General features: G+C 61.2%; 23 protein-coding genes. 12 read left to right on the forward strand and 11 right to left on the reverse strand.

The window, feature by feature from the left end; all coding sequences use genetic code 11:
* Window positions 1–38 precede the first annotated feature (38 nt).
* From pth to V9T28_RS14695, 3 genes are all read left to right on the forward strand, one after another.
* Window positions 39–629: an aminoacyl-tRNA hydrolase gene (gene pth / locus V9T28_RS14685; RefSeq protein WP_116399656.1), complete on the forward strand. Its 591-nt coding sequence runs from the start codon at window positions 39–41 to the stop codon at window positions 627–629.
* A 114-nt stretch (window positions 630–743) separates the two neighbouring features.
* Window positions 744–1,841: a redox-regulated ATPase YchF gene (gene ychF / locus V9T28_RS14690; protein ID WP_116399657.1), complete on the forward strand. Its 1,098-nt coding sequence runs from the start codon at window positions 744–746 to the stop codon at window positions 1,839–1,841.
* 145 nt (window positions 1,842–1,986) lie between these two features.
* The gene (locus V9T28_RS14695; protein WP_116399658.1) at window positions 1,987–2,976 is read left to right on the forward strand and encodes a MaoC/PaaZ C-terminal domain-containing protein; all 990 of its coding nucleotides are present in this window, start codon (window positions 1,987–1,989) and stop codon (window positions 2,974–2,976) included.
* A 7-nt stretch (window positions 2,977–2,983) separates the two neighbouring features.
* Here the strand turns inward: V9T28_RS14695 and V9T28_RS14700 are convergent, their stop codons facing one another.
* The 6 genes from V9T28_RS14700 to petA all read right to left on the reverse strand — a co-directional run bounded on the left by V9T28_RS14700 (window position 2,984) and on the right by petA (window position 9,973).
* Window positions 2,984–5,272, reverse strand: coding sequence for a glycoside hydrolase family 3 N-terminal domain-containing protein (locus tag V9T28_RS14700; protein WP_116399659.1), 2,289 nt, complete (start codon window positions 5,270–5,272; stop codon window positions 2,984–2,986).
* A gap of 327 nt (window positions 5,273–5,599) precedes the next feature.
* Window positions 5,600–6,481, reverse strand: coding sequence for an S-methyl-5'-thioadenosine phosphorylase (locus tag V9T28_RS14705; RefSeq protein WP_116399660.1), 882 nt, complete (start codon window positions 6,479–6,481; stop codon window positions 5,600–5,602).
* 73 nt (window positions 6,482–6,554) lie between these two features.
* Window positions 6,555–7,187 carry a Uma2 family endonuclease gene (locus V9T28_RS14710; protein ID WP_147306399.1) on the reverse strand — a complete coding sequence of 211 codons (633 nt, stop codon included), beginning with the start codon at window positions 7,185–7,187 and terminating at the stop codon, window positions 6,555–6,557.
* A gap of 49 nt (window positions 7,188–7,236) precedes the next feature.
* Window positions 7,237–8,088 (reverse strand): cytochrome c1, encoded by an 852-nt coding sequence (locus V9T28_RS14715; RefSeq protein ID WP_245423942.1) that lies wholly within the window; start codon window positions 8,086–8,088, stop codon window positions 7,237–7,239.
* A gap of 10 nt (window positions 8,089–8,098) precedes the next feature.
* Entirely contained in the window at window positions 8,099–9,376 is a 1,278-nt protein-coding gene (locus V9T28_RS14720; protein WP_116399662.1) for a cytochrome b, read from the reverse strand.
* Between the two features lie 51 nt (window positions 9,377–9,427).
* On the reverse strand, window positions 9,428–9,973 hold the full coding sequence (gene petA / locus V9T28_RS14725) for a ubiquinol-cytochrome c reductase iron-sulfur subunit (RefSeq protein WP_116399663.1): 546 nt from the start codon (window positions 9,971–9,973) through the stop codon (window positions 9,428–9,430).
* 249 nt (window positions 9,974–10,222) lie between these two features.
* On the opposite strand from petA, the gene V9T28_RS14730 reads away from it, so the two are divergent.
* From V9T28_RS14730 to hemF, 3 genes are all read left to right on the forward strand, one after another.
* On the forward strand, window positions 10,223–10,714 hold the full coding sequence (locus V9T28_RS14730) for a tRNA (cytidine(34)-2'-O)-methyltransferase (protein ID WP_116399664.1): 492 nt from the start codon (window positions 10,223–10,225) through the stop codon (window positions 10,712–10,714).
* 59 nt (window positions 10,715–10,773) lie between these two features.
* Window positions 10,774–11,271 carry a GNAT family N-acetyltransferase gene (locus V9T28_RS14735; RefSeq protein ID WP_116399665.1) on the forward strand — a complete coding sequence of 166 codons (498 nt, stop codon included), beginning with the start codon at window positions 10,774–10,776 and terminating at the stop codon, window positions 11,269–11,271.
* An 81-nt stretch (window positions 11,272–11,352) separates the two neighbouring features.
* Window positions 11,353–12,279, forward strand: a complete 927-nt coding sequence (gene hemF / locus V9T28_RS14740; protein ID WP_445242130.1) for an oxygen-dependent coproporphyrinogen oxidase — start codon at window positions 11,353–11,355, stop codon at window positions 12,277–12,279.
* On the opposite strand, the gene V9T28_RS14745 is transcribed toward hemF, so the two are convergent.
* Genes V9T28_RS14745 through V9T28_RS14755 form a run of 3 tightly spaced genes read right to left on the reverse strand, consistent with a single transcriptional unit; the run spans window position 12,276 to window position 13,368 of the window.
* Window positions 12,276–12,680 (reverse strand): GtrA family protein, encoded by a 405-nt coding sequence (locus V9T28_RS14745; protein WP_116399666.1) that lies wholly within the window; start codon window positions 12,678–12,680, stop codon window positions 12,276–12,278. The genes hemF and V9T28_RS14745 overlap by 4 nt on opposite strands.
* 23 nt (window positions 12,681–12,703) lie before the next feature.
* The gene (locus V9T28_RS14750) at window positions 12,704–13,123 is read right to left on the reverse strand and encodes a type II toxin-antitoxin system VapC family toxin (protein ID WP_116399667.1); all 420 of its coding nucleotides are present in this window, start codon (window positions 13,121–13,123) and stop codon (window positions 12,704–12,706) included.
* On the reverse strand, window positions 13,120–13,368 hold the full coding sequence (locus V9T28_RS14755) for a FitA-like ribbon-helix-helix domain-containing protein (RefSeq protein ID WP_116399887.1): 249 nt from the start codon (window positions 13,366–13,368) through the stop codon (window positions 13,120–13,122). The genes V9T28_RS14750 and V9T28_RS14755 overlap by 4 nt, the downstream gene beginning before the upstream one ends.
* A 323-nt stretch (window positions 13,369–13,691) precedes the next feature.
* Between V9T28_RS14755 and carB the strand changes: the two genes are divergently transcribed.
* From carB to V9T28_RS14770, 3 genes are all read left to right on the forward strand, one after another.
* The gene (carB, locus tag V9T28_RS14760; protein ID WP_116399888.1) at window positions 13,692–17,015 is read left to right on the forward strand and encodes a carbamoyl-phosphate synthase large subunit; all 3,324 of its coding nucleotides are present in this window, start codon (window positions 13,692–13,694) and stop codon (window positions 17,013–17,015) included.
* 193 nt (window positions 17,016–17,208) lie between these two features.
* Complete coding sequence (locus tag V9T28_RS14765; protein ID WP_116399668.1) at window positions 17,209–18,135, forward strand: ABC transporter ATP-binding protein; 927 nt, start codon at window positions 17,209–17,211, stop codon at window positions 18,133–18,135.
* A gap of 11 nt (window positions 18,136–18,146) precedes the next feature.
* Window positions 18,147–18,908 (forward strand): ABC transporter permease, encoded by a 762-nt coding sequence (locus V9T28_RS14770; protein ID WP_199500043.1) that lies wholly within the window; start codon window positions 18,147–18,149, stop codon window positions 18,906–18,908.
* Between the two features lie 109 nt (window positions 18,909–19,017).
* Here the strand turns inward: V9T28_RS14770 and V9T28_RS14775 are convergent, their stop codons facing one another.
* A complete protein-coding gene (locus V9T28_RS14775; RefSeq protein WP_116399670.1) occupies window positions 19,018–19,650 on the reverse strand; it encodes a LysE family translocator in 633 nt (210 codons plus the stop codon).
* 190 nt (window positions 19,651–19,840) lie between these two features.
* Between V9T28_RS14775 and V9T28_RS14780 the strand changes: the two genes are divergently transcribed.
* Complete coding sequence (locus V9T28_RS14780; RefSeq protein WP_116399671.1) at window positions 19,841–21,040, forward strand: YeeE/YedE family protein; 1,200 nt, start codon at window positions 19,841–19,843, stop codon at window positions 21,038–21,040.
* A gap of 108 nt (window positions 21,041–21,148) precedes the next feature.
* Here the strand turns inward: V9T28_RS14780 and V9T28_RS14785 are convergent, their stop codons facing one another.
* Window positions 21,149–21,514 carry an SPW repeat protein gene (locus V9T28_RS14785; RefSeq protein WP_116399672.1) on the reverse strand — a complete coding sequence of 122 codons (366 nt, stop codon included), beginning with the start codon at window positions 21,512–21,514 and terminating at the stop codon, window positions 21,149–21,151.
* A 348-nt stretch (window positions 21,515–21,862) separates the two neighbouring features.
* Between V9T28_RS14785 and greA the strand changes: the two genes are divergently transcribed.
* Complete coding sequence (gene greA, locus V9T28_RS14790) at window positions 21,863–22,336, forward strand: transcription elongation factor GreA (RefSeq protein WP_116399673.1); 474 nt, start codon at window positions 21,863–21,865, stop codon at window positions 22,334–22,336.
* Between the two features lie 90 nt (window positions 22,337–22,426).
* Complete coding sequence (locus tag V9T28_RS14795; protein ID WP_116399674.1) at window positions 22,427–22,987, forward strand: hypothetical protein; 561 nt, start codon at window positions 22,427–22,429, stop codon at window positions 22,985–22,987.
* Window positions 22,988–23,173 lie beyond the last annotated feature (186 nt).

The raw sequence follows: 23,173 nt of genomic DNA on the forward strand, positions 1-23,173 counted from the left end.
GCGGGGATAGGGATCAAACCGCTTAAGTTCTTTTTCCCGTGCTTCTTTTTGTCGGCCTCGGCAATCCCGGTTCCCGGTACAAGTTCAACCGGCACAATATCGGCTTCATGGCCGTGGAGCAGATCGCGCGGGCCTATGGCTTCGCCCCGTTCAAGAGCCGCTTTCAAGGCGTGACCGCCGAAGGCACCATCGCGGGCGAAAAGATCATCCTGCTCAAGCCCGAAACCTATATGAACGAGAGCGGGCAGAGTGTCGGCGCCGCGGCGCGCTTCCTGAAAATTCCGCTCGAAAATATCGTCGTGTTCCAGGACGAGCTCGACCTGCCGGCATCAAAGTTGCGGGTAAAGGTGGGCGGCGGCAATGGCGGCCACAATGGCCTGCGCTCGATCACCGCGCACATGGGCAACGAGTATAAGCGCGTGCGCCTCGGCATTGGCCATCCGGGCAACAAGGATCTGGTGCACCACTACGTGCTGAGCGATTTCGCGAAAAGCGAGCACCCGTGGGTCAATGCACTCTGCGACGCGATCAACGAACATTTGCCGTTGCTGGTCGAAGGCAAGGACGCGACCTTCCAGAGCAAAGTGCATGTCGCGATGAACGCCAACGGCTTCCACACCGAGAAGTGATTGGGGTCAAAGGACCGCGACCGTCCCGGTCGCGCTCCATTCAAGCCTTGCCTTTTTCGCGGCCACACCGCATACGGCGGGCAACGATTTTCAAGTTTGAACGAGACTGCACCCATGGGCTTCAAATGTGGCATCGTCGGCCTGCCGAATGTCGGCAAATCGACCCTTTTCAACGCGCTGACCCAGACGGCGGCGGCGCAGGCGGCGAATTATCCGTTCTGCACGATTGAGCCGAATGTCGGCGACGTCGCCGTGCCCGATCCGCGGCTCGACACGCTGGCTGAGATCGCCGGGTCGAAGGAGATCATCCCGACGCGCCTCACCTTCGTCGACATCGCCGGGCTGGTGCGCGGCGCGTCGAAGGGCGAAGGCCTCGGCAATCAGTTCCTCGCCAATATCCGCGAATGCGACGCGATCGCCCATGTGGTGCGCTGCTTCGAGGACGGCGACGTCACCCATGTGGAAGGCGGCGTCGACCCGATCCGCGACATCGAGACGATCGAGACCGAATTGATGCTCGCCGATCTGGAGAGCCTGGAAAAGCGCCAGCCGAATTTGGAAAAGAAGGCCAAGGGCAACGACAAGGAAGCGAAGGAGACGCTCGACCTCGTCAACCGTTGCCTCGTGCCCTTGCGCGAAGGCCGCCCCGCGCGCGTCGCCATGGACAATGTGGAGGAACGCAAAGCCTTTGCGGCGCTGGGCCTGCTCTCGTCGAAGCCGGTGCTCTACGTGTGCAACGTCGAGGAAGCCGCCGCCGACAAGGGCAATGAATTCTCTGCCCAAGTGAAGAAGCGCGCCGCCGAGGAAGGCGCTGTCGCCGTGGTGGTTTCGGCCAAGATCGAAAGCGAGATTGCGATTCTGCCGAGCGCTGAGCAGAAGGATTATCTCGAAGCGGTTGGCCTCGAGGAACCCGGCCTCAACCGCGTGATCCGCGCCGGCTACGACCTGCTGCATCTCATCACCTATTTCACCGTCGGCCCGAAGGAAGCGCGCGCCTGGACGATCGAGAAGGGCACCAAAGGTCCGCAGGCCGCCGGCGTCATCCATTCCGATTTCGAAAAAGGCTATATCCGCGCCGAGACCATTGCCTTCGACGATTATGTTTCCGGCAAGGGCGAAGCGGGCGCGCGCGACGCCGGCAAGTTCCGCCTGGAAGGCAAGGAATATGTGGTTGCCGATGGCGACGTGATGCATTTCAGATTCGCGACATAAGGGTGCGTTTTTCCTTCTCCCGCGCTTACGCGCGGAAGAAGGGGTTGCGCGCGGCCAGCTTTCCCGAATTTCCGTCCGCTCAAGCCCGCATTTGCCTTTCCGCGCAAAACCGTGGAATCTCGCGCATGCTTTGCGCGAGGACTCCATGCCCAAGCTTTTCTTTGAAGATTTCGAGCCCGGTGACGTCGCGACCTATGGCGCCTATCCGGTGACCAAGGAGGCAATTATCGCCTTCGCCAAGGAATTCGATCCGCAACCATTCCATCTCGACGAGGAACTGGCGAAACATTCGCTGCTAAAAGGCCTCGCCGCGTCGGGCTGGCATACGGCCGCCATGCTGATGCGGATGAATTGCGACCACTTCGTCGCCGATATGGCCTCGCTCGGCAGCCCTGGCGTGATCGAGCTCAATTGGCTGAAGCCCGTGCGGCCCGGCGATATTCTGTCCGGCCGCAGCACGATCCGCGAAAGGCGCGTGTCGCAGTCGCGGCCCGAAACCGGCCTCGTGCGCTTCTTCTTCGAGGTCCTGAATCAGAGCGGCGAGATCGTGATGAATCAGGATTGTTTCATCATGGTCGGCCGCAGAGGCATGGAGCCGCCACCGCCACGCATCGTCAAACCCATCAAATTCGAGCCGTTCACGGAAGTGCAATGGCCGATGACACCGCTGTGGTTCGAGGATATGCCCGATAAGGGCGGGACGACGCTGGGAACTTACACATTCGATACGGAGAATATGATCCGCTTTGCCACGAGTTTCGATCCGCAGCCGTTTCACTTGAGCGAGGAAGCGGCCAAGAAAAGCCCATTCGGCCAACTTGCCGCTTCCGGCTGGCACACGGCCGCCGCATGGATGCGCACGCACCTCGCCAACCATCGCAAGATCGTGGCGGAGCGCAAAGCCGCCGGCATCGATGTCGCGCCCACCGCGCCCTCGCCCGGCTTCAAGGATTTGAAATGGCTGAAACCGGTCTTTGCTGGCGATGTCGTGACCTATAGCAGCCGCATCACCGGCAAGCGTGTCACCTCGCACCCCGGCTGGGGGCTCGTCGCGCAGCAGAGCGCCGGGGTGAACCAGCACGGGGAACAGGTGTTCGAGTTTCAAGGCGTGGTGTTCTGGCCGACGAAGCCGTGACCCCTGCCTAGAACCCCGTGCACTCGGCGCTTTGCTCCTTGCCATCGTCGACGAGTTCGAAATCCGCGGCGAGATCGGCTAACGAACTATCGCCGACATAGAGTTTGAACGGTCCCGGTTCGACCCTGTAACAGCCCTTGTCGTCATGAAAGCCGAGACTTGTCGCCTTCACCTGCAATGTCACCTCGCGGCTTTCATGCGGTTGCAGCAACACTTTGGTGAAGGCTTTCAGTTCGCGCACGGGGCGCGAGCGGCTGGCGACGAGTTGATGGGTGTAGAGCTGCACGACATCCTGCCCCGCGACATCGCTGTCGTTGCGGATTGTCACGCGCGCATCGAGCGTTCCGTCGCGCGGCACTTGCGCATCCATGACCCGCACATCCGACATCACGAAATGGTTGTAGCTCAGGCCGAAGCCGAACGGAAACAACGGATCGTTCGGCGCGTCGATATAGACCGATTGGTAGCGCTTGCCGACGAGTTCCGGCCGGCCGGTCGGCAGATGATTGTAATAGACCGGGATCTGCCCTTCCGAGCGCGGCATGCTCATGGTGAGCTTGCCGCTCGGATTGACGAGGCCGAGCAGAGTCTCGGCGATGGCGATGCGCCCTTCCGTTCCGGTGTAGAAAGTCTGGATGAGCGCGTCGCTCTCCTCGACCGCATCGGTGAGCACCAACGGGCGGCCGGTGGCGAGCACCAGTACCACGGGCTTGCCGGTCGCCTTCAACGCGCGCAGCAGATCCCCTTGCACGCCAGGCAGATTCAGGTTCGTGCGCGATGCCGCCTCGTCGAGAAACTTACAATCCTCGCCAAGATAGGCGACGATGACATCGGCCTCACGCGCCGCACGCAAGGCCGCATCGCGGTCGCCCCATTCGGTGCCGCATGTATTCTTGACGCCGGGTGCGAACGTCACATCGAGCTGCGGCGCAAGGCGTTTGAGGGCCTGGTCCAGCGCCTCGATGGGGCGACGCGGGAAGCCTGCGGGATCGGTCCAATAGACCCCTTCGTCCATGCCGTTGAGCGCGCCGATCACGGCGACATGTTTCACGGCTTTGCTTAAGGGCAGCACGCCGTCGTTCTTGAGCAGGATCAAAGATTCGCGTGCCATCGCATGGCTCGCCTGCAGCGCGCCGTCGGTCTGCAATTGCGCAGCGACGGCCGTCGGGTCGACCATCGGTTTGTCGAACAGCCCCAGGCGGAACTTCAGTCGCAGCACATGCCGCACCGCTTCATCGAGCACAGGCATAGGCACGCGGCCGGCGCGCACTTCGTCGGGAAGATGGTCGATATAGACGCGCGCCATCATGTCCATGTCGACGCCGGCGAGAAGGGCCTCGCGCGCCGCATCCGCATCGTCCTTCGCAATGCCGTGCTGCTGCAATTCGTGGATCGACAGGAAGTCGGAGACGACGACGCCGTCGAACCCCCATTTGCCGCGCAGCAGATCGGTGAGCAAACCGCGATGCGCCGTCGCCGGAACGCCGTCGAGCGTGATGAACGCCGGCATCAGCGTCATGCTGCCCGCATCGATCGCCGCCTTGAAGGGCGGCAGATACATGTCATGCAATTCGGCCGGCGGAATCCAGACGGCATTATATTCGCGGCCGGCTTCCACCGCGCCATAGCCGACGAAATGTTTCACCGTCGCGGCAACGCCGCCCGCCTGATAGCCGCGCGTGCGCGCCGCCGCGATGACCGAGCCCAGATAGGGATCTTCACCCGCCCCCTCGAGCACGCGGCCCCAGCGCGGATCGCGGCTCAAATCGACCATCGGCGCGAAGGTCCAGTTGATACCAACCGCCGCCGCTTCGCGCGCCGTCCAATGCGATGATTGCTCGATCAAAGACGGGTTCCAGGACGAGGCCTGCGACAGCGGGAAGGGAAAGTCGGTGCTGAAACCATGCACCGCGTCGAGCGCGACAAGGAGCGGAATTTTCAGGCGCGATTGTGCGGCGGCTTCCTGAAACGCGCGCACCTCTTTCGGATCGACATAATTCATGATGCCGCCGAGCCGCCCCGCGCGCGCATTGTCCGGCGACACGCTTTGCTCGCGGCCGACGAGATTCAATTGCCCGACTTTCTCCTCGATCGTCATCTGCGCGATCAACGCATCGATCTTCTCTTCGGTCGTCAGATGGCCCGACTGGATGAAAGCGAGACAGAGAAGCGCGAGAAACAGCGCGCCGGCGAGACGCTTCTTTGTCGTGCGCGGCAGCGCTTGGTGGCGGCGGGCGATCGCACACAACATGCCGCAGCCGCGTCGCCACGCATTTTGAAACGCAAAACTCTTCATACAGACTGAATTACCTTATGCTGCTTGTCTTCATACGCGACGAATGAACCATCGAAAAAAGGCAACATTCGTTCCGCGCGCTCCTTCTCCCAAAGGGAGAAGGTGGCATGCAATCAAATCGGGTATACCCGATTTGATCATCAAGAATGATGAACTTGGGCAAGCCCAAGTTCATATGCATGACGGATGAGGGGACTCGGAATCATCATTGGCTGAGCTCTCGCAGTGGCCAATCTCGCGAGGGCGTCCCCTCATCCGTCCGCCTCCGGCGGCCACCTTCTCCCTGTGGGAGAAGGACTCGCGCGGCATCATTCAGCACAAACAACCTCACCCACCCGCACCCAGCACACGGCCGGCGACCGCACCGAGTTTTTTCACCAATTCGGGATCGCGCACCGCAGGCGCGGTCATGATCGCGTGATCGAGCGCGCGGTCGGAGCCGATCGGGCAAGGCTCGTGCTCGGCCGGAAAATTCTGCAGCAGCGACGCCACGATCTTTTGCGCATTGGCGCTGTTCGCGTGCATCACCTTGATGACCGAGGCGACATCGACCACATCGTGCTCCTCGTGCCAGCAATCGTAATCGGTCACCATGGCAACGGTCGCATAGGAAATCTCGGCTTCACGCGCGAGTTTCACTTCCGGCATCGCCGTCATGCCGACGACGTCGTAGCCGAGTGACTTGTAGGTCAGAGATTCCGCGCGCGAGGAGAATTGCGGCCCTTCCATGCAAATGTACGTGCCGCCCTTTTGATAGGCGACACCTGCCTCCTCCGCAGCATCAGCCAAGCGCGCGGCAAGGCGCGGCGCGACGGGGTGGGCGAGCGAGACATGGGCGACGCAGCCATTGCCGAAGAAGCTGGAGGCTCGCAAATGGGTCCGGTCGACGAATTGATCGATGAGAACGAACATGCCGGGATAGAGTTCGGCGCGATAGGAGCCGCAGGCCGAGAGCGAAATGATATCGGTCACGCCGACGCGTTTGAGCACATCGATATTGGCGCGATAATTGATGCCCGACGGCGAGAGCCGGTGGCCGCGGCCATGGCGCGGCAGAAAGACCGCCTCGGTATTGCCGAGCCTGCCGAAGCGCAACGCATCCGATGGCTCGCCCCAGGGCGTTGTGACATGCTCTTCGCGCACGTCGCTCAGGCCCGGCAAATCATAGATGCCTGACCCACCGATAATTCCGACAATCGCTTTGGTCATATGTCTTCCCGCGCCAGTGCTCAGTGCCGCAAAGTTAACGTGCCGGCTGCGCTTTGCAAGGCGACACGGAGATTTAGGGCAGCGCCAATCCGCGATAGAATTCGCTTAGCGGTAGAGCGATACCGATTTCGGGCATGGCGAGCACGCTGTCGGCACCAGCAAATTCGCCAACCCACTCGCCCTCTTCCGTGCGATAGAAAACCTCCGCCGCCCGGTGGGTTTGTTGCAGGACGACATAACGCCTGACCGAAGGCATATCGCGATATTCAATCGTCTTCACACCAAGATCCTGCCACGCGGTACTCTTGCTGAGAATTTCAAAAATGACCACGGGATCAGGTGCGATCGTCGCGTTAAGATCGCCCTCCGTGCATGTCACGAAAGCGTCGGGATAGCGGATTCCTGCCTGGGTTCTAATTTTCAGCTCGCTGCCAAATGGACGAAATGGCTTGCCTTCAAGGTGGCGCGACAAAGCTGAGGTCAGATTGATCTGAATCGCGGCGTGAGCAAGGGTGCCGCCGGTCATCGCATAGGTCTGGATGCCGTCATATTCATGTCGCAATTCCTGGCGCTCTTCCCAAGCCAGGAATTCGTCGATGGTCATCGGCTTTGGCAGCGCACCCATGTCACACTCCTCAACAGCGAGGATAGCGGAAATGCCGAAGTGTGCAAATCGCCCTGTCCATTCACGCAACGACAGCCACAAAAAAGGGCTCCCGCAGGAGCCCTTCTCATTTCAGATCTATGCGCAGCACTCAATGCTCCACGTCCGACCACACCTTTTTCTTGGTGAAATACATCAGGATCGCGAAGACGAAGAGGAAGATGATGACCTTGAGGCCCATTTCCTTGCGTTCGACGAGGTGCGGATCGGCGGTCCAAGCCAGGAAAGCCGTAACGTCGCGCGAATATTGATCGACCGTCTGCGGCGTGCCGTCGGTGTAAGATATGAGCCCGTCGCTCAGAGGCGGCGGCATCGCGAACTTATGGTTCGCCACGTTGGGGTTGTAATATTGCCCGTCGCCGATTTCCACGCCCTGCGGCGCTTTCTCGTAATGGGTGAGCACGCCATAGATGTAATCGGCGCCGTGCTCCTGATACATCGGATAGGGCAGCATATCGAACACGAATTGCGGGAAGCCGCGCGAATAGCCGCGCGCCTTCTCAAGCCGCGACATGTCCGGCGGCAAGGCGCCGTGCAAAGCTGCGCGCGCCGCCTGATCATTCGGGAAGTTCCAGGGGAAATGGTCGGACAGAACGCCAGGACGCTGGATGGAACTACCGCTGTCCATGTCGATGTCCGGGATCTGGTAGGTCGCGGCCAAGGCCTTCACCTGCCCGTCGGAAAATTCCGGACCGCCCGGCCAGCTCAAGGAACCGAACGACACATATTTCATCGAATGGCAGTTGGCGCAGACCTTCTGGAACACCATGAAGCCGCGCTGCAATTGCGCCGTATCGAACTTGCCGAACGGACCGGCGAAGGTCCAGCTCTGGCGCACCGGCTGGGCCGGCTCATCCGATTCTTGCGCCATCGCAGAACCTGCGAGGCCGAGCGCCAGGAGCCCGGTGAGGCTGAGCGTTTTGAACAGGGACGTCATCTTCATCTTCATCCCCTCACGCCGCAGCCGTTTTGCCGTTCTTGGCCAGAATCGCATCCGCGATCGATGCCGGCACCGGCTTGGTCTTTTCGAAAATGCCGAGCAACGGCAGGAACACCAGGAAGTGCAGGAAGTACCAGGCCGTGAACAGCCGCGCGATCAGCTTCAAGCCTTCGGTCGGCTGCTGCGAGCCGAGATAGGCAAGCCCGATGCAGACAACGACGAAAATCCAGAAGAAGATCCGATAGGTCGGGCGGTATTTTGCCGATTTGACCCGCGACGTGTCGAGCCACGGCAGGAAGGCCAGGATGGCGATCGACGAGATCATGGTGATGACGCCGAGCAATTTACCGGGGATCGTCACGATCAGGAGATGCAGGTCGAAATCGATCGAGCGCAGCATGGCGTAGAAGGGCAGGAAGTACCATTCCGGCACGATTTCCGGCGGGGTCTTGCCGGGCACGGCCTGGTAGTAATTGTCCGGGTCCTGCACGATGCCGGGGATGTAGAAGATCACATAGGCGAACACCAGCAGGAACACCACCATGCCGAAGCCATCCTTGATGGTCGCATAAGGCGTGAACGCAACTGTGTCCTTGCCGACATTGCTGACTTCAACGCCATCGGGATTGTTCTGGCCGACGACATGCAGCGCCCAGATATGCAGCACGACAACGCCCGCGATCATGAAGGGCAGAAGATAGTGCAACGACATGAAGCGGTTGAGCAGCACCGGGCCCGGCGCGAAATCGCCCCACAGCCAGGTCGAGATATATTGGCCGACCAGCGGGAAGGCCGTCGGGATGGTGGTGATCACCTTCGCGCCGCCGGCCGACATGCCGCCCCACACCAGCACGTAGCCGATGAAGCCCGCGCCCATCATCAAGAGATAGATGATGACGCCGAGGATCCACAAGACTTCGCGCGGTGCCTTGTAGGAGCCGTAATACATGCCGCGGAACATGTGGATGTAGACGGCCAAGAAGAACATGGTCGCGCCGACCGAATGCCAATTGTGCAGCAACCAGCCGTAATTCACGTTGCGGTCGAGATTGTCGATGCTGGCATAAGCCAACGCGCCGTCCGGCGTATAGTGCATCACGAGCACGATGCCGGTGATGATCTGCGAGGCCAGCATCAATGAGAGGATGCCGCCAAAGGTCCAGAAATAATTGAGGTTGCGCGGGGTGGGATAGGCGATGAAAGAGGAGTGGATGAGCCCCATCAGAGGCAGGCGGCTCTCAAACCAGCGGCCGATGGCGCTTTTGGGAACGTAAGTGGAAGGTCCGCTCATAGGTGCAATCTCTGGTGCGATGCGTCGAAGGTTAAGGAAAAGCGGTCAAGCTCAGCCGAGCTGGATCTTGGTGTCCGATAGGAAGGCATAGGTCGGCACGGGCAGGTTCTTCGGTGCAGGGCCGGACCGGATGCGGCCGGACGTGTCGTAGATCGACCCGTGGCACGGGCAGTACCAGCCGTCATAGGGGCCCTTATGGCCGATGGGGGTGCAGCCGAGATGGGTGCACACGCCGCTGATGACGAGCCATTGCGCCTTGCCCGGCTTCACGCGATCGGAATCGAGCTGGGGATCCTTGAGTTCGTTGAACGGCGCATTCACCGCCTCATCGATTTCCTTCTTGCTGCGGTGGCGGATGAACCAGGGGCTGCCGCGCCACAGCACGGTCAGGATACCGCCTTCGGCAACCGAGGAAATATCGATGGTGGTCGGCGCGCCGGCCTCGAGCACCGCGGCATCGGGATTCATCTGACTGATCAATGGCCAAGCGACGGATGCCGCCCCCACCGCAGCCACCGCGCCGGTCGCTATGTAGAGAAAGTCCCGACGGGTCGGTTCGAGTGTCGTCGACGATGCGGTGGTGGATGCGCTGGACACGTTTTGCTCCCAGTCCTCTTTTGATGACCTGAGATGCGAAACCTCAGGGAAATCCCATTGAATCTGACATACAGGAGGGGCTGAAAGCCAGGCAATGCGACCCTTCGCCACTCTCGCACATGCCAATTTACCGCGTTAAAGCCCCCCGGCCTCACGTCTTTCGTTTCGCTACATCGCATCGTTCGCGGCGCTTGTCCAGCTAGGTTTCTGCCCGGCGACAGGGGTGCGGCGTGCGGCTAGAATGGGCCGATGTCACCCGATTCCCGATCCGATCCGCTTTGTCTTGCCCTGTATCAGCCGGATATCGCTCAGAACACCGGCACGATGCTGCGGCTTTGCGCCTGTCTTGGCGTCTCGGCCGCGATCATCGAGCCTGCCGGCTTTCCGACCTCGGACCGGCATTTTCGCCGCTCCGGCATGGATTATCTCGACCACGTGCGAATCGACCGGCATGTCTCCTGGTCCGCCTTCGCCGATTGGCGGGCCGGCGCGGGCCGGCGCCTGGTACTGTTGACCACCAAGGCGGCGCAGCCGTGCTGGGATTTCGCCTTCGAACCGGGCGATATTCTGCTGGTCGGCCGCGAATCCGCCGGTGTGCCCGAGGAGGTGCACGCCGCAGCCGAGGCCCGCATCACCATTCCGATGCAGCCGGGCATGCGCTCCCTCAATGTCGCCGTCTCGGCCGCCATCGTGCTCGGCGAGGCGGTGCGGCAAATGCGGGCGCGGCCACCGGGGGACTAAAAGCCGCCGGCCGGCCGACATATATAGCGGTCTCGCTTCCTTTGCCGCCGGAGACCGACGTGACCGACCAATCCGCCCTTATCACGCCCTTCCAACCCGGTGAGGAACAGGCGGTCATCGACCTGATCGTGCCGATTCAGCGGGACGAATTCGGTATTGCCATCAGCGCCGCCGACCAGCCGGACCTGCTCGCCATCCCCACCTTCTACCAATCGGGCCAGGGCGATTTCTGGGTGGCGAAAGTCGCGGACCGGATCGTCGGGACGATTTCGCTGAAGGATATCGGCCAGGGTCAGGGCGCGCTGCGCAAAATGTTCGTCGCCGCGCCCTATCGCGGCCAGCCGCACCGCATCGCCGCGCGTTTGCTCGACCACCTGCTGGCGCAAGCGCGCGACCGCGGCTTTCGCGAGATTTTCCTCGGCACGACGGACAAATTTCACGCCGCGCACCGGTTTTATGAGAAGCAGGGGTTCCGGGAGGTCACGGCGGAGGCCCTGCCCGCCAATTTCCCGCGCATGGCGGTCGACACCCGGTTCTATGTCCGCGCGCTGGCCTGATCGCCGCCGATTGATCTTCATCAAAGCGGGTCAAGGCAATTTTACGGGAAAAGAAGGCTCCCATACCGCCGCAAATCCCTTATGAAAGGCGCCATGACCGACCAAACCCTGCTCGACACCCGCAAATCGCAAGCCCAAGCCTGGTTCGAAGCCCTGCAGGTCCGTATCTGCGGCGCGTTCGAGGCGCTGGAAGACGCGTGCGCTGGCCCCTACGATCCCTCCGCCACGGCGCCCGGCCGGTTCGTGCGCACCCCCTGGCAGCGGACCGACCATTCCGGCGCGCCGGGCGGCGGCGGCACGATGGCCATGCTCAAGGGCCGGGTGTTCGAAAAGGCGGGCGTCCATACCTCGACCGTGTTCGGGACATTCGCGCCGGAATTCGCGAAGCAGATCCCCGGCGCGGAGGAGGACCCGCGCTTCTGGGCCTCGGGCCTCTCGCTCATCGCCCATCCCTGGAATCCGCATGCCCCGACCGTGCACATGAACACGCGCTTCGTCGTCACCAGCAAAGCCTGGTTCGGCGGCGGCGCCGACCTAACGCCGGTGCTGAACGCGCGCCGCGTGCAGGAGGATCCGGATGCCAAGGCGTTTCATGCGGCGATGCAGGCCCTTTGCGCGCGGCATGCCGATGTCGCGCCGTATGAGAAATTCAAGAATTGGTGCGACGAGTATTTCTTCCTCAAGCATCGCAACGAGCCGCGTGGCATCGGCGGCATTTTCTACGATTATCTCAATTCGGCGAACGATGCGGACAACAGCGCCTGGGACAAGGATTTCGCCTTCACCAAGGATGTCGGCGAAACCTTCCTCGCGATCTATCCGGAGATCATGCAGGGCAATATGCACAAAGCCTGGAGCGAGGCCGAGCGCGACGAACAATGCGTGCGGCGCGGCCGTTATGTCGAGTTCAACCTGCTCTATGACCGCGGCACGATTTTCGGCCTGAAGACCGGCGGCAATGTAGAGTCGATTCTGTCCTCGATGCCACCAAGCGTGAAATGGCCCTAACGCTCGCCAAATGACCACAGCTTGTGCGCGAAAAACGACCAGATCACGGTGATGCCGCTCGTGATCACGCGCGCGACGAGATAATTCAGCATCAAATGATTGATGAAGATATTCATGAAGAAGCCGGTGAGGCCAAGGCCGACGAGTGCGACGAGCGCAAAGCGCCAGCCGGCTTCGGCATGCGAGCGCTCCGTGTCGAACACATGCGCCCGGTTGACGAGATAAGCGACGATCCCGCCCGCCACGGCCCCCACGAGCGAGGCCGGAACCGGCGGCACGGTAAAGGCGTTGACCAAACTGATGTAGGAGCCGTAGTCAACAGCGAGCGCGATCAGCATCGCGCCGAAATAGGTAACGAATTGGCGGGCGAGCTGCTCAACTTGCACTGTGGAAACTTTCATTCGACGCGATCGCCTTTGAATTGTTAAGCGTCCCAAGGATTGAAGAGCGCCAAGCCGCAGCCCTCAAAATCTTCGACATTGCGTGTCGCCACGGATGCCTGATGCCTGCGGGCAATGGCCGCGATTTGTGCGTCGAAGGCGCTCATCAGGCGACCGATCTTGCGCCGGCGGCTGAGGAACTCGGCATAGTCTTCGGCGGCCGCCTCGTCGAAGGGCAGAACGCGGCCGGCAAAGTCCATGTCGAACATTTGCCGGGCGGATTCGAGAAAGCCGTATTTTCTGCGTCCGTCCGGCATCAACGCAATCCCGTGCAAAATTTCTGCCTTCGTGACGCTTGTCGTGTGCAACATGCGCGACGCCTGGCTAGTGATCCATTGCATCACGCGCGGCTCCGGTTCCAAACGCATGAGTTCGGATAGAACATTCGTATCCAGAATCATCATGACGAAAAGTCCGGCGGATCGCGCGGCACGGTCCGCAGCGGCACGATCAGATCCAGACCGCCGAGAGCAGCGAAGCGCCGGTGAATGGTCGTTGCGACATGCTCCTGCGGTTCGTCCTGCGGCATCAGGGCCGCGCGCAGGATCACCCGCGCTTCGTCTTCCATCGAGCGCCCGTGTTGAGCGGCGGTCACGCGAAGGCGGACCTTGAGCGTTTCGTCGAGATTTCGGATCGTCAGACTTGCCACATCGTCCTCCACGATAGTCCGGGCTACACCTTAATCGACGATTGCAATGATTGCAATGATTGCACTGCAATCAGATGGAAGCAGGAAATCCGCGGACGACGGGCCAGTTCGATTTGGGTGCCGGCCCGTCGCCCCCATGTCTTTCCTGTTGCGTAAGCATCACGAGGGGTTCCCCCCGCTCCGATTCTGCGCTACTAACCCGCGACTTTCTGGCTGGGCGTCTCCAGCTCCTGCTTTTCTCGGGTATCGCCACGGACGCGCCCGGCCCTTTGGGCCAGCGCGGCCTTTTTTTGTGCCTGCAGCATGTGGGCGGCGAGGATATGATGCCGAAAAGGACAGATATTTCAACGATCATGATCATTGGCGCCGGCCCGATCGTTATCGGCCAAGCCTGTGAATTTGATTATTCCGGCACCCAGGCGGTCAAGGCGCTGAAGGAGGAAGGCTACCGTATCGTCCTCGTCAATTCGAATCCGGCGACCATCATGACCGATCCGGACATGGCGCACCGCACCTATGTCGAGCCGATCACGCCGGAAGTCGTGACCAAGATCATCGAAAAGGAGCGCTACGCGCATCCGGGCGGTTTCGCTCTGCTGCCGACCATGGGCGGCCAGACGGCGCTGAACTGCGCCTTGTCGCTCAAAAAGATGGGCACGCTGGAAAAATTCGATGTCGAACTGATCGGCGCGACGGCAGAGGCCATCGACAAGGCGGAAGACCGCGAGTTGTTTCGCGAGGCCATGACCAAGATCGGCCTCGACACGCCACGCTCGCACCATGTGAAGACGCTCAGTCAGGCGCTCGAGGCGCTCGAGGACATCGGTCTGCCGGCGATCATCCGCCCCTCCTTCACCATGGGTGGCACGGGCGGCGGCATCGCCTACAACAAGGGCGAATTCATCGACATCGTGGAGCGTGGCATCGACGCCTCGCCGACCTCGGAAGTTTTGATCGAGGAAAGCGTGCTCGGCTGGAAAGAATTCGAGATGGAGGTGGTGCGCGATAAAGCCGACAATTGCATCATCGTCTGCTCGATCGAAAACATCGATCCGATGGGCGTGCACACCGGCGATTCGATCACTATCGCTCCGGCGCTGACCCTGACCGACAAAGAATACCAGATCATGCGCAACGCCTCGCTCGCCGTGCTGCGCGAGATCGGCGTCGAGACAGGCGGCTCGAATGTGCAATTCGCGATCAACCCGGAAAACGGGCGGATGATCGTGATCGAGATGAACCCGCGCGTGTCGCGCTCCTCGGCGCTGGCCTCCAAAGCCACCGGCTTCCCGATCGCCAAGGTCGCGGCGAAACTCGCCGTCGGCTACACGCTCGACGAGATCAAGAACGACATCACCGGCGGTGCGACGCCGGCCTCGTTCGAGCCGACCATCGATTATATCGTCACCAAGATCCCGCGCTTCGCCTTCGAAAAATTCCCCGGCGCCGAGCCGACCCTCACCACCGCGATGAAATCGGTCGGCGAGGCCATGGCGATCGGCCGCACCTTCAACGAAAGCCTGCAGAAGGCCTTGCGCTCGCTGGAGACCGGACTCGATGGGCTCGACGAGATCGAGATTGAGGGTCTTGGCCAGGGCGACGACCGCAACGTCATCCGCGCCGCACTCGGCACGCCGACGCCGGACCGCCTGTTGAAGCTCGGCCAGGCCCTGCGCCTCGGCATGAGCCATGCGGAAGCACATGAGGTGTGCAAGATCGATCTGTGGTTCATCGAGCGGATTCAGGAGATCATCGATCTCGAAAACCGCGTCCGCGCGCACGGCCTGCCAAAGGACGCGAAAAACCTGCGGCTGCTGAAAGCCAACGGCTTTTCGGACGCCCGCCTCGCGGTGCTGAGCGGCCAATCGGAGGCGGATGTGCGTAGCGTCCGCCATGCGCTCGACGTGCGCCCGGTCTTCAAGCGCATCGACACCTGCGCGGCGGAATTCGCCTCGCCCACTGCCTATATGTACTCGACTTACGAGACGCCGTTTGCCGGCGTTCCCGCTGATGAAGCGCGCCCTTCGACACGCGAGAAGGTCGTGATCCTGGGCGGCGGGCCGAACCGCATCGGCCAGGGCATCGAGTTCGACTATTGCTGCTGCCATGCGTGTTTCGCGCTGTCGGAAGCGGGCTATGAGACGATCATGGTCAATTGCAATCCCGAGACCGTCTCGACCGATTACGACACGTCCGACCGGCTCTATTTCGAACCGCTGACCGTTGAGGACGTGCTCGAAATTCTCACCACCGAGCAACAGGCAGGCACGCTCAAGGGCGTGATCGTGCAGTTCGGTGGCCAGACGCCGCTGAAACTCGCCCATGCGCTGGAACGCGCCGGCATTCCGATCCTCGGTACCTCGCCCGATATGATCGATCTTGCCGAAGACCGCGACCGCTTCAAGCGCCTGCTCGACAAGCTCAGCCTCAAGCAGCCGAAGAATGGCATCGCCTATTCGGTCGAGCAATCGCGCCTGATCGCCGCGGATCTCGGTCTTCCGCTGGTGGTGCGCCCATCCTATGTGCTCGGCGGCCGCGCCATGGCGATCATCCGCGACGAAAGCGCGTTCGAGGATTACCTGCTCGGCACGTTGCCGAGCCTCATCCCTTCGGATGTCAAGGCGCGCTATCCCAACGACAAGACCGGCCAGATCAACACGGTGCTCGGCAAGAATCCGCTGCTGTTCGACCGCTATCTGTCGGATGCGACAGAAGTCGATGTCGATGCTTTGTGCGACGGCAAGGATGTCTATGTTGCCGGCATCATGGAGCATATCGAGGAAGCCGGTATTCACTCGGGCGATTCCGCCTGTTCCTTGCCGCCGCATTCGCTCGATGCCGCAACGCTTGCCAAGCTCGAAGAACAGACGAAGAAACTCGCGCTGGCGCTGCATGTCGGCGGCCTGATGAATGTGCAATATGCACTGAAAGACGGCGAGATCTATGTGTTAGAGGTCAATCCGCGTGCGTCGCGCACCGTGCCCTTCGTCGCCAAGGTGATCGGCGAGCCGGTCGCGAAAATCGCGTCGCGCATCATGGCGGGCGAATCTCTTGCGAGCTTCAACCTGAAGCCGAAGAACTTCGATCATGTCGGCGTGAAGGAAGCCGTCTTCCCCTTCGCGCGCTTCCCCGGCGTCGATACGGTGCTTGGGCCCGAGATGCGCTCGACCGGCGAGGTAATCGGCCTCGACCGTTCCTTCGCGATCGCCTTCGCCAAGAGCCAGCTCGGCGGCGGCACGTCGGTGCCGAAAGCCGGCACGGTGTTCGTCTCGGTCAAGGATGCCGACAAGGAACGCATCATGCCGACCGCGAAACTGCTTGAGACGCTGGGCTTCAAGATCATCGCCACCTCCGGCACGGCGCGCTTCCTGAAAGCGCAAGGCGTCGCCGCGACCAAGATCAACAAGGTCTCGGAAGGCCGCCCGCATATTGTCGACGCGATCAAGAACGGCTCGATCCAGCTCGTGTTCAACACGACCGAAGGCGCGCAAGCCCTCGCCGACAGCCGTGCGCTGCGCCGTGCGGCGCTGCTGCACAAAGTGCCCTATTACACCACCTTGTCGGGCGCGGTGGCGGCGGCGCAAGGGATCAAGGCCTATCTCGGCGGCGATCTCGAAGTGCGCGCCCTGCAGGATTATTTTGGGTGAGGTGACGTCGCGGCGCTTACCCTTCTCCCCGTTCACAAACCGGGTATATCCGGTTTGTGCATGTTTGATGCTGAACTCGGGCAAGCCCGAGTTCTGTGCGGGGAGCAGGGATGCGCGACTATTTTGGATGATTTGATCGATAAGAGGCCCATACCGCCCTATGATTTAGGTCCTGACGCCAGGAGGAGCATGCATGCCGCCCGTTATATCGGTTTCCGCGGTGACCAAGCGCTACAAAACCGGCGTCACCGCTCTGGAAACCATCAATCTCGACATCGAGAAGGGTGAGATATTCGCGCTGCTTGGCCCCAACGGCGCTGGCAAGACGACCCTCATCAGTATCATCTGCGGCACCGTTTCCATGACCTCGGGCCAAGTGCTCGTCAACGGCCACGACAACATCCGCAGCTATCGGGCGGCACGCACGATGATCGGTCTGGTGCCGCAGGAAATCGCCCTCGATATTTTCGCCACCGTATGGGACACGACCTGCTTCAGCCGCGGATTGTTCGGCCTCGGACCGAACCCAACTTATATCGAGCGCCTGCTGCGCGATCTCTCGCTTTGGGATAAGCGCGACAGCCGCATCATCGAACTCTCCGGCGGCATGAAACGGCGGGTGATGATCGCGAAGGCGTTGAGCCACGAGCCGGAGATCGTGTTTCTCGATGAACCGACCGCCGGCGTCGATGTCGCATTGCGCCGCGACATGTGGGCGCTCGTCCGACGCCTGCGCGAACAAGGCGTCACCATCATCCTCACGACCCATTATATCGAGGAGGCCGAGGAAATGTCCGACCGCGTCGGCGTCATCGACCGTGGGCGCCTCATCCTGGCCGAACAGACCGAAAAGCTGATGCAAAAACTCGGCAAACGGCGGCTGACTTTCACGCTGCAACACCCGATGCAGACCCTCCCCGCCGAACTGAAACCCTGGCGGCTCGAACTCAACGACAATGGCCACAAGCTCATCTACAGTTTCGATGCCAATGCCGAGGAGACCGGCATCCCCAAACTGCTCGGGGCACTGCGCGAGCTGCGTATCGATTTCAAGGATCTCGACACGTCCAGAAGCTCGCTCGAAGATATTTTCGTCGGTCTGCTGGAGGGCACCCCATGACTCCGCCGCTCATCAACATCGCCGGTGTCTGGGCGATCTACCGCACCGAAATGAAACGCATGCGGCGCACCATCTGGCAAAGCGTCGCAACGCCCGTCATCACCACGGCGCTCTACTTCATCGTCTTTGGCGGCGCGATCGGCTCCCGCATGCAGCAGGTTGGCGGGATCGGCTACGGTGCTTTCATCGTGCCCGGCCTCATCATGCTCACGATCCTGACCCAAAGCATTTCCAATGCCTCGATCGGGATCTACTTCCCCAAATTCACGAAAACCATTTTCGAGCTTCTGTCGGCGCCACTCTCTTTTGTCGAGGCGGTCCTTGCCTATGTCGGCGCGGCGGCAACCAAATCCGTCATGTTGGCGCTGATCATTTTGTTGACCGCGACCTTCTTCGTGCCCGTGACCATCCTGCATCCGTTTTGGATGCTGGCGTTCATGGTGCTGACGTCGATCGCCTTCAGCCTCTTCGGCTTTATCGTCGGCATTTGGGCCGAGGGCTTCGAGCAGATCGCCATCATTCCAGCCCTGGTCATCACTCCCCTGACCTTCCTCGGCGGCGCCTTCTACTCGATCGACATGCTGCCGCAGCCCTGGCGCACCATCAGCCTGTTCAATCCCGTCGTTTACCTCGTGAGCGGTTTCCGTTGGAGCTTCTACGGTATCGGCGACGTGGGCGTTGGCGCCAGTCTGGCTTTTACCGCCGTGTTCATCGCGCTGTGCCTCGCGCTGCTTTGGCTGATCTTCCGGACGGGATACCGGCTGAAATCTTAAGCGCAATTCCACGACTTTGCCGAGTGCAGTCGTGGCGGCGCAAGGGATCAAAGCCTATCTCGGCAACGATCCCGCAGCGCGCTGCGCTGCAGGATTGTTTTGGGTGCGGTCAGTTTCGCGCTCCGATCGCGAGGCGGCAAGCCAGCCCAGCGAAGACCGAGGCCAAAAGGTATTTCGGCAAGTTTGGAAAGCGGCGCAGCGTCGACAGACGGTGACGCACATGGCTTGCAAGAAGAATGACCAATGCATTCACGACGAAGCCGATGCCGTTCAGGATACTGGCCAGAAGGACCATTTGCAGAACCATCGAGCCCTCGTTCGGATTGACGAATTGCGGGAAGAGCGCCAGGACGAACAAGGCCATTTTGGGATTGAGAAGGTTGGTCGCAAGCCCTTCGAGGAGAATGCGCCTCCCGGATAGGTGCTTGAGCCCAGACGAAGGTGCGAAAGCCGAACTCTGCGCGCGGATCGTCTTATAGGCCAAGTACAGAAGATAGAAACAACCGGCCAACCTGACGACCTCGTAGGCGATCGGCACGGTCAGGAAAAGCCGTAACAAACCGAGCGCAGCGACAATCGAATGGCAATAAGTGCCGAGTGCGATCCCGGCATAGGTGAGGAAGCCCGCCGCCCGCCCTTGGCTGACGCTGCGTGAGGCAATGAGGAGCATATCGGGGCCAGGCGTCGCGGTCAGAACCAGCGCCGCTGCGGCAAAAAGCATAAGTGTGGAAAAATCCGGCATAGCGATTCCCTCTAAGGTGAAGCCGGAATTCGGCTCTATCATGGGCAAGCGGGCGTTACGAGGGATCACGCTCATCACAAGGCGCAGACCAGATATTACACGTTTTATACGTGTATAATCATATAATTTTCTGGAAAAATATGGTATTTAGAGCTAAATAGTAGGCAATCTCTTTCCCCCGAGCATCCCGATGTCCGTTTCCGATCTTGCCGCCTTCGGCTCGCAACGCGAGCTCAATGTCCAGAACAGCCAGAACCGAGTGAGTTGGGCCGCGTTCGCCCTGCTCGTACTGCTGCTGGCGGCGACCGCCTATTACAGCAATTCCTGGCGGGTGACGACGCTCGCTCTGACCGGCGCCGGCATCGGCTATGTCCTGTTCCAATCGACCTTCGGCTTTGCCGGCAGCTTCCGGGCGGCTTTGGAGCGGCGGGATTTCGGCGGTTTCCGCGCCCAGGCCTATGCGCTGGCGGTCTCGAGCATCATTTTCTTCCCGCTCATCGCCCAGGGAGAGATTTTCGGCTTTCCGCTGCGCGGTAATATCGATCCCATCGGCGTGTCCTTCGTCGTCGGCGCCGTGATGTTCGGGATCGGCATGCAGATCGGCGGCGGCTGCGCCTCCGGCACTCTGTTCGCCCTCGGCGGCGGCAATCTGCGTTTGCTCCTGACCCTGGCGTTTTTCGTCGTTGGCTCAGCCTTTGGCGCCGCCCATATCGGCTTCTGGCGCTCTTTGCCGGGGCTTCCCGCGGCGAGCACCCAGGACTTCCTCGGCTGGCCCGTGGCGCTCGCCGTCCATCTCCTGATTTTCGGCGCGCTGATCTATCTCATCCCGGCGCCGCGCACCGACGCATCTGCCCGACCGGCGGCTCCGTCCGGCGGCGTCTTGGCGGCCCTGCGCCGGCCCTGGACCCTGTTCTGGGGCGCGCTCGCCCTCGCCGTGCTGAACGCGACCACGCTGGTCCTTGCCGGCCGGCCGTGGGGCGAAACGTCCGGCTTCGCGCTGTGGGGCTCGAAAATGGCTGCCGCGATCGGCCTCGATCCGGCCCAATGGGTCTATTGGAAGGCCCATCCCCAGGCGCTGACCAACAGCATCTTTACCGACATCACGAGCGTGATGGATTTCGGCATCATCCTCGGCGCCGCCTTGGCCGCTGGCCTGTCCATGCGGTTCGAATGGCGCGGAATCAACCAAGCCTCGAGCCGCGCCTGGATCGGCGCCGCCGCCGGCGGTCTACTGATGGGCTATGGCGCGCGCCTGTCCAACGGCTGCAACATCGGCGCCTATTTCTCGGCCCTCGCCTCGGGCAGCCTCTCGGCCTGGCTCTGGGTCGCGGCGGCCTTCGTCGGCAGCTTCATCGGCTTGAAGCTGCGGCCGCTGTTGAAACTGCCGTAAGCGCGCACAAAACTAATCCCCCCGCAAAGGCACGCAACTTTCGGGGCCAAAAATCTTCAGATCAAATCATGCGCAGAGCCCGAACCTTCATCCGGGCCCTCCGCATATTTACGCTGCTATCCGCGGCGGTTCGTGATGCACCATCCAGATATAGGCGGCCGAAACCACCATCACCGCGACGCCGACGAGCAGATGCAGATTCATGGCTGCCGGATAAGTGGTAAAGCCGAGGAGCCAAGGCGACACCGCGACCCATATGCCCACCACGAATGCGAGCCATTCTTCCCATTCGGCGAAGGCTGCAAGGGCGGCAAAAGCGAGAACGATGATGACCAAGCCACTGATCCAGGCGCTCCACGCGGCGGCCGCCAGGGCGGCGTAGCCGAAGATCGAAGGCGACAGGAACAAGAATATTCCAAGCGCCAGCATCACGATGTCGAAGAGCGTTTCCCTGGTCCAACCAGTTCCTTTCATGACGACCTCCTCCACTAGAAGGCCCGAGGTGCCAAGTCCCTTAACGGACTGGCTTTTTCTAGACTTGGATGTAGTCTCGCGGTGCCGATTTTCAAGGGCCTGAGCGCCGGGCCGAGGCGCTCCATCTTTTGCTTGCATCGGGCGCGGACCTATACCACTCTATACGGATGCCTTAAGGGTAGAGGATGCTGCAGCGACACCGCTCGATCCTCGCGCCACGGGGCTTATTTCGCGTAAAGCCCTCCGTGATGCGCCGGACTTTGGCGTGTTGTGCGGGGGTTTTGTTTCTTTAAGAGAGGGCGGCAGGCCTATGCCTCGCCGCCTTGTGGCAGTTGTAAGAGGACTTTCATGGACAAGATCCCCATGACGGCAAACGGACATGCGGCGCTGATAAAGGAGTTGCAGATCCGCCAGCAGGAGGAGCGTCCGCGCATTATTCAAGCCATCGCCGAAGCGCGCTCGCACGGCGATTTGTCCGAAAATGCCGAATACCATTCCGCCAAGGAAGCCCAAGGCCTGAATGAAGGCCGCATCGCCGAGCTCGAGGATAAATTGTCGCGCGCCGAAGTGATCGACGTCTCGAAACTCTCCGGCGACACGGTGAAATTCGGTGCGACCGTGACCCTGGTCGACGAGGATACCGAGGAAGAAAAGGTCTATCAGATCGTCGGCGAAAGCGAGGCCGACGTGAAGTCCGGCCGCGTCTCGATCACCTCGCCCACGGCCCGAGCGCTGATCGGCAAGAGAGTGGGCGACCAGATCGAAGTGACGACGCCGGGCGGCGGGAAGAGCTACGAGATCCTGAACGTCACGTTCGTGTGATGACAGTTTGGGGCGCGCTAAGCGCCCTTAAATCTTCCCATTTACGACGTATTTTCACCGCATCTGAACGTCCGGGGCGCAGGAGGCAACATGGTGCAATCATTGCTTGTCACGCGGCGCTTGCTTCTGGCGGGCGGCGCGATGGCCTTGCTCTCGGCCTGTAACCCGACGGGGCCGGTCGAAGCGACCGTCCGTCTCAACCCTTCCGAAGCAGCGAGCGTGCGCTTCCGCGCCATTCGCGTCGATACGTCCCGGATCGCGGAGCGCGGCCTGCCCGATTATGCCGAACGGCTAAAGCCGATGGTGCAGCAGTCGGCGCTCGCCGCCTTCGGACCCCGGCTCGCCCCGCAGGACAAACAGGCGCCCACTCTGGTGATCCGCGTCGACAGTATCCAACTCGCCTCCTACGCCGGCGGCGGCCACTCGATCACCTTCAGCGACCATAGCGGTGGCGGCGGTGAACTCGACTGGATCGACGGGGCCGGCCTCATCGTTGCGGCAAACGGCAAGGTGCTGGCGGACGAGCCTTTGTTCGCGAGCCAGGATCCCGGCAGCGGCGGCGCCTGGTTTTTGCCCGACAACGAAGACCGCCGCACCGCGTCGCTGTGCGACATTTTTGTCCAGTGGATCAAGCGGCAGATGCAGCTCTAGGTCGTCAACGGAGTGAAGCGTGTACGACTGGTCGTAAGCTTTAACCTATAAGAAGGCCAAAAGCCGTCGCAGGCTCGGACGAGGGCTGTCCGCTGAAAGTCTGCAAGATTCCGAGCAACCCCTTCTCCCGATGGGAGAAGGGGTCGCGCGCAATCATCGCGGACATTTTCCCGGACAGCCACGGGC

Source organism: Methylovirgula sp. 4M-Z18, assembly GCF_037890675.1.
Classification (GTDB): domain Bacteria; phylum Pseudomonadota; class Alphaproteobacteria; order Rhizobiales; family Beijerinckiaceae; genus 4M-Z18.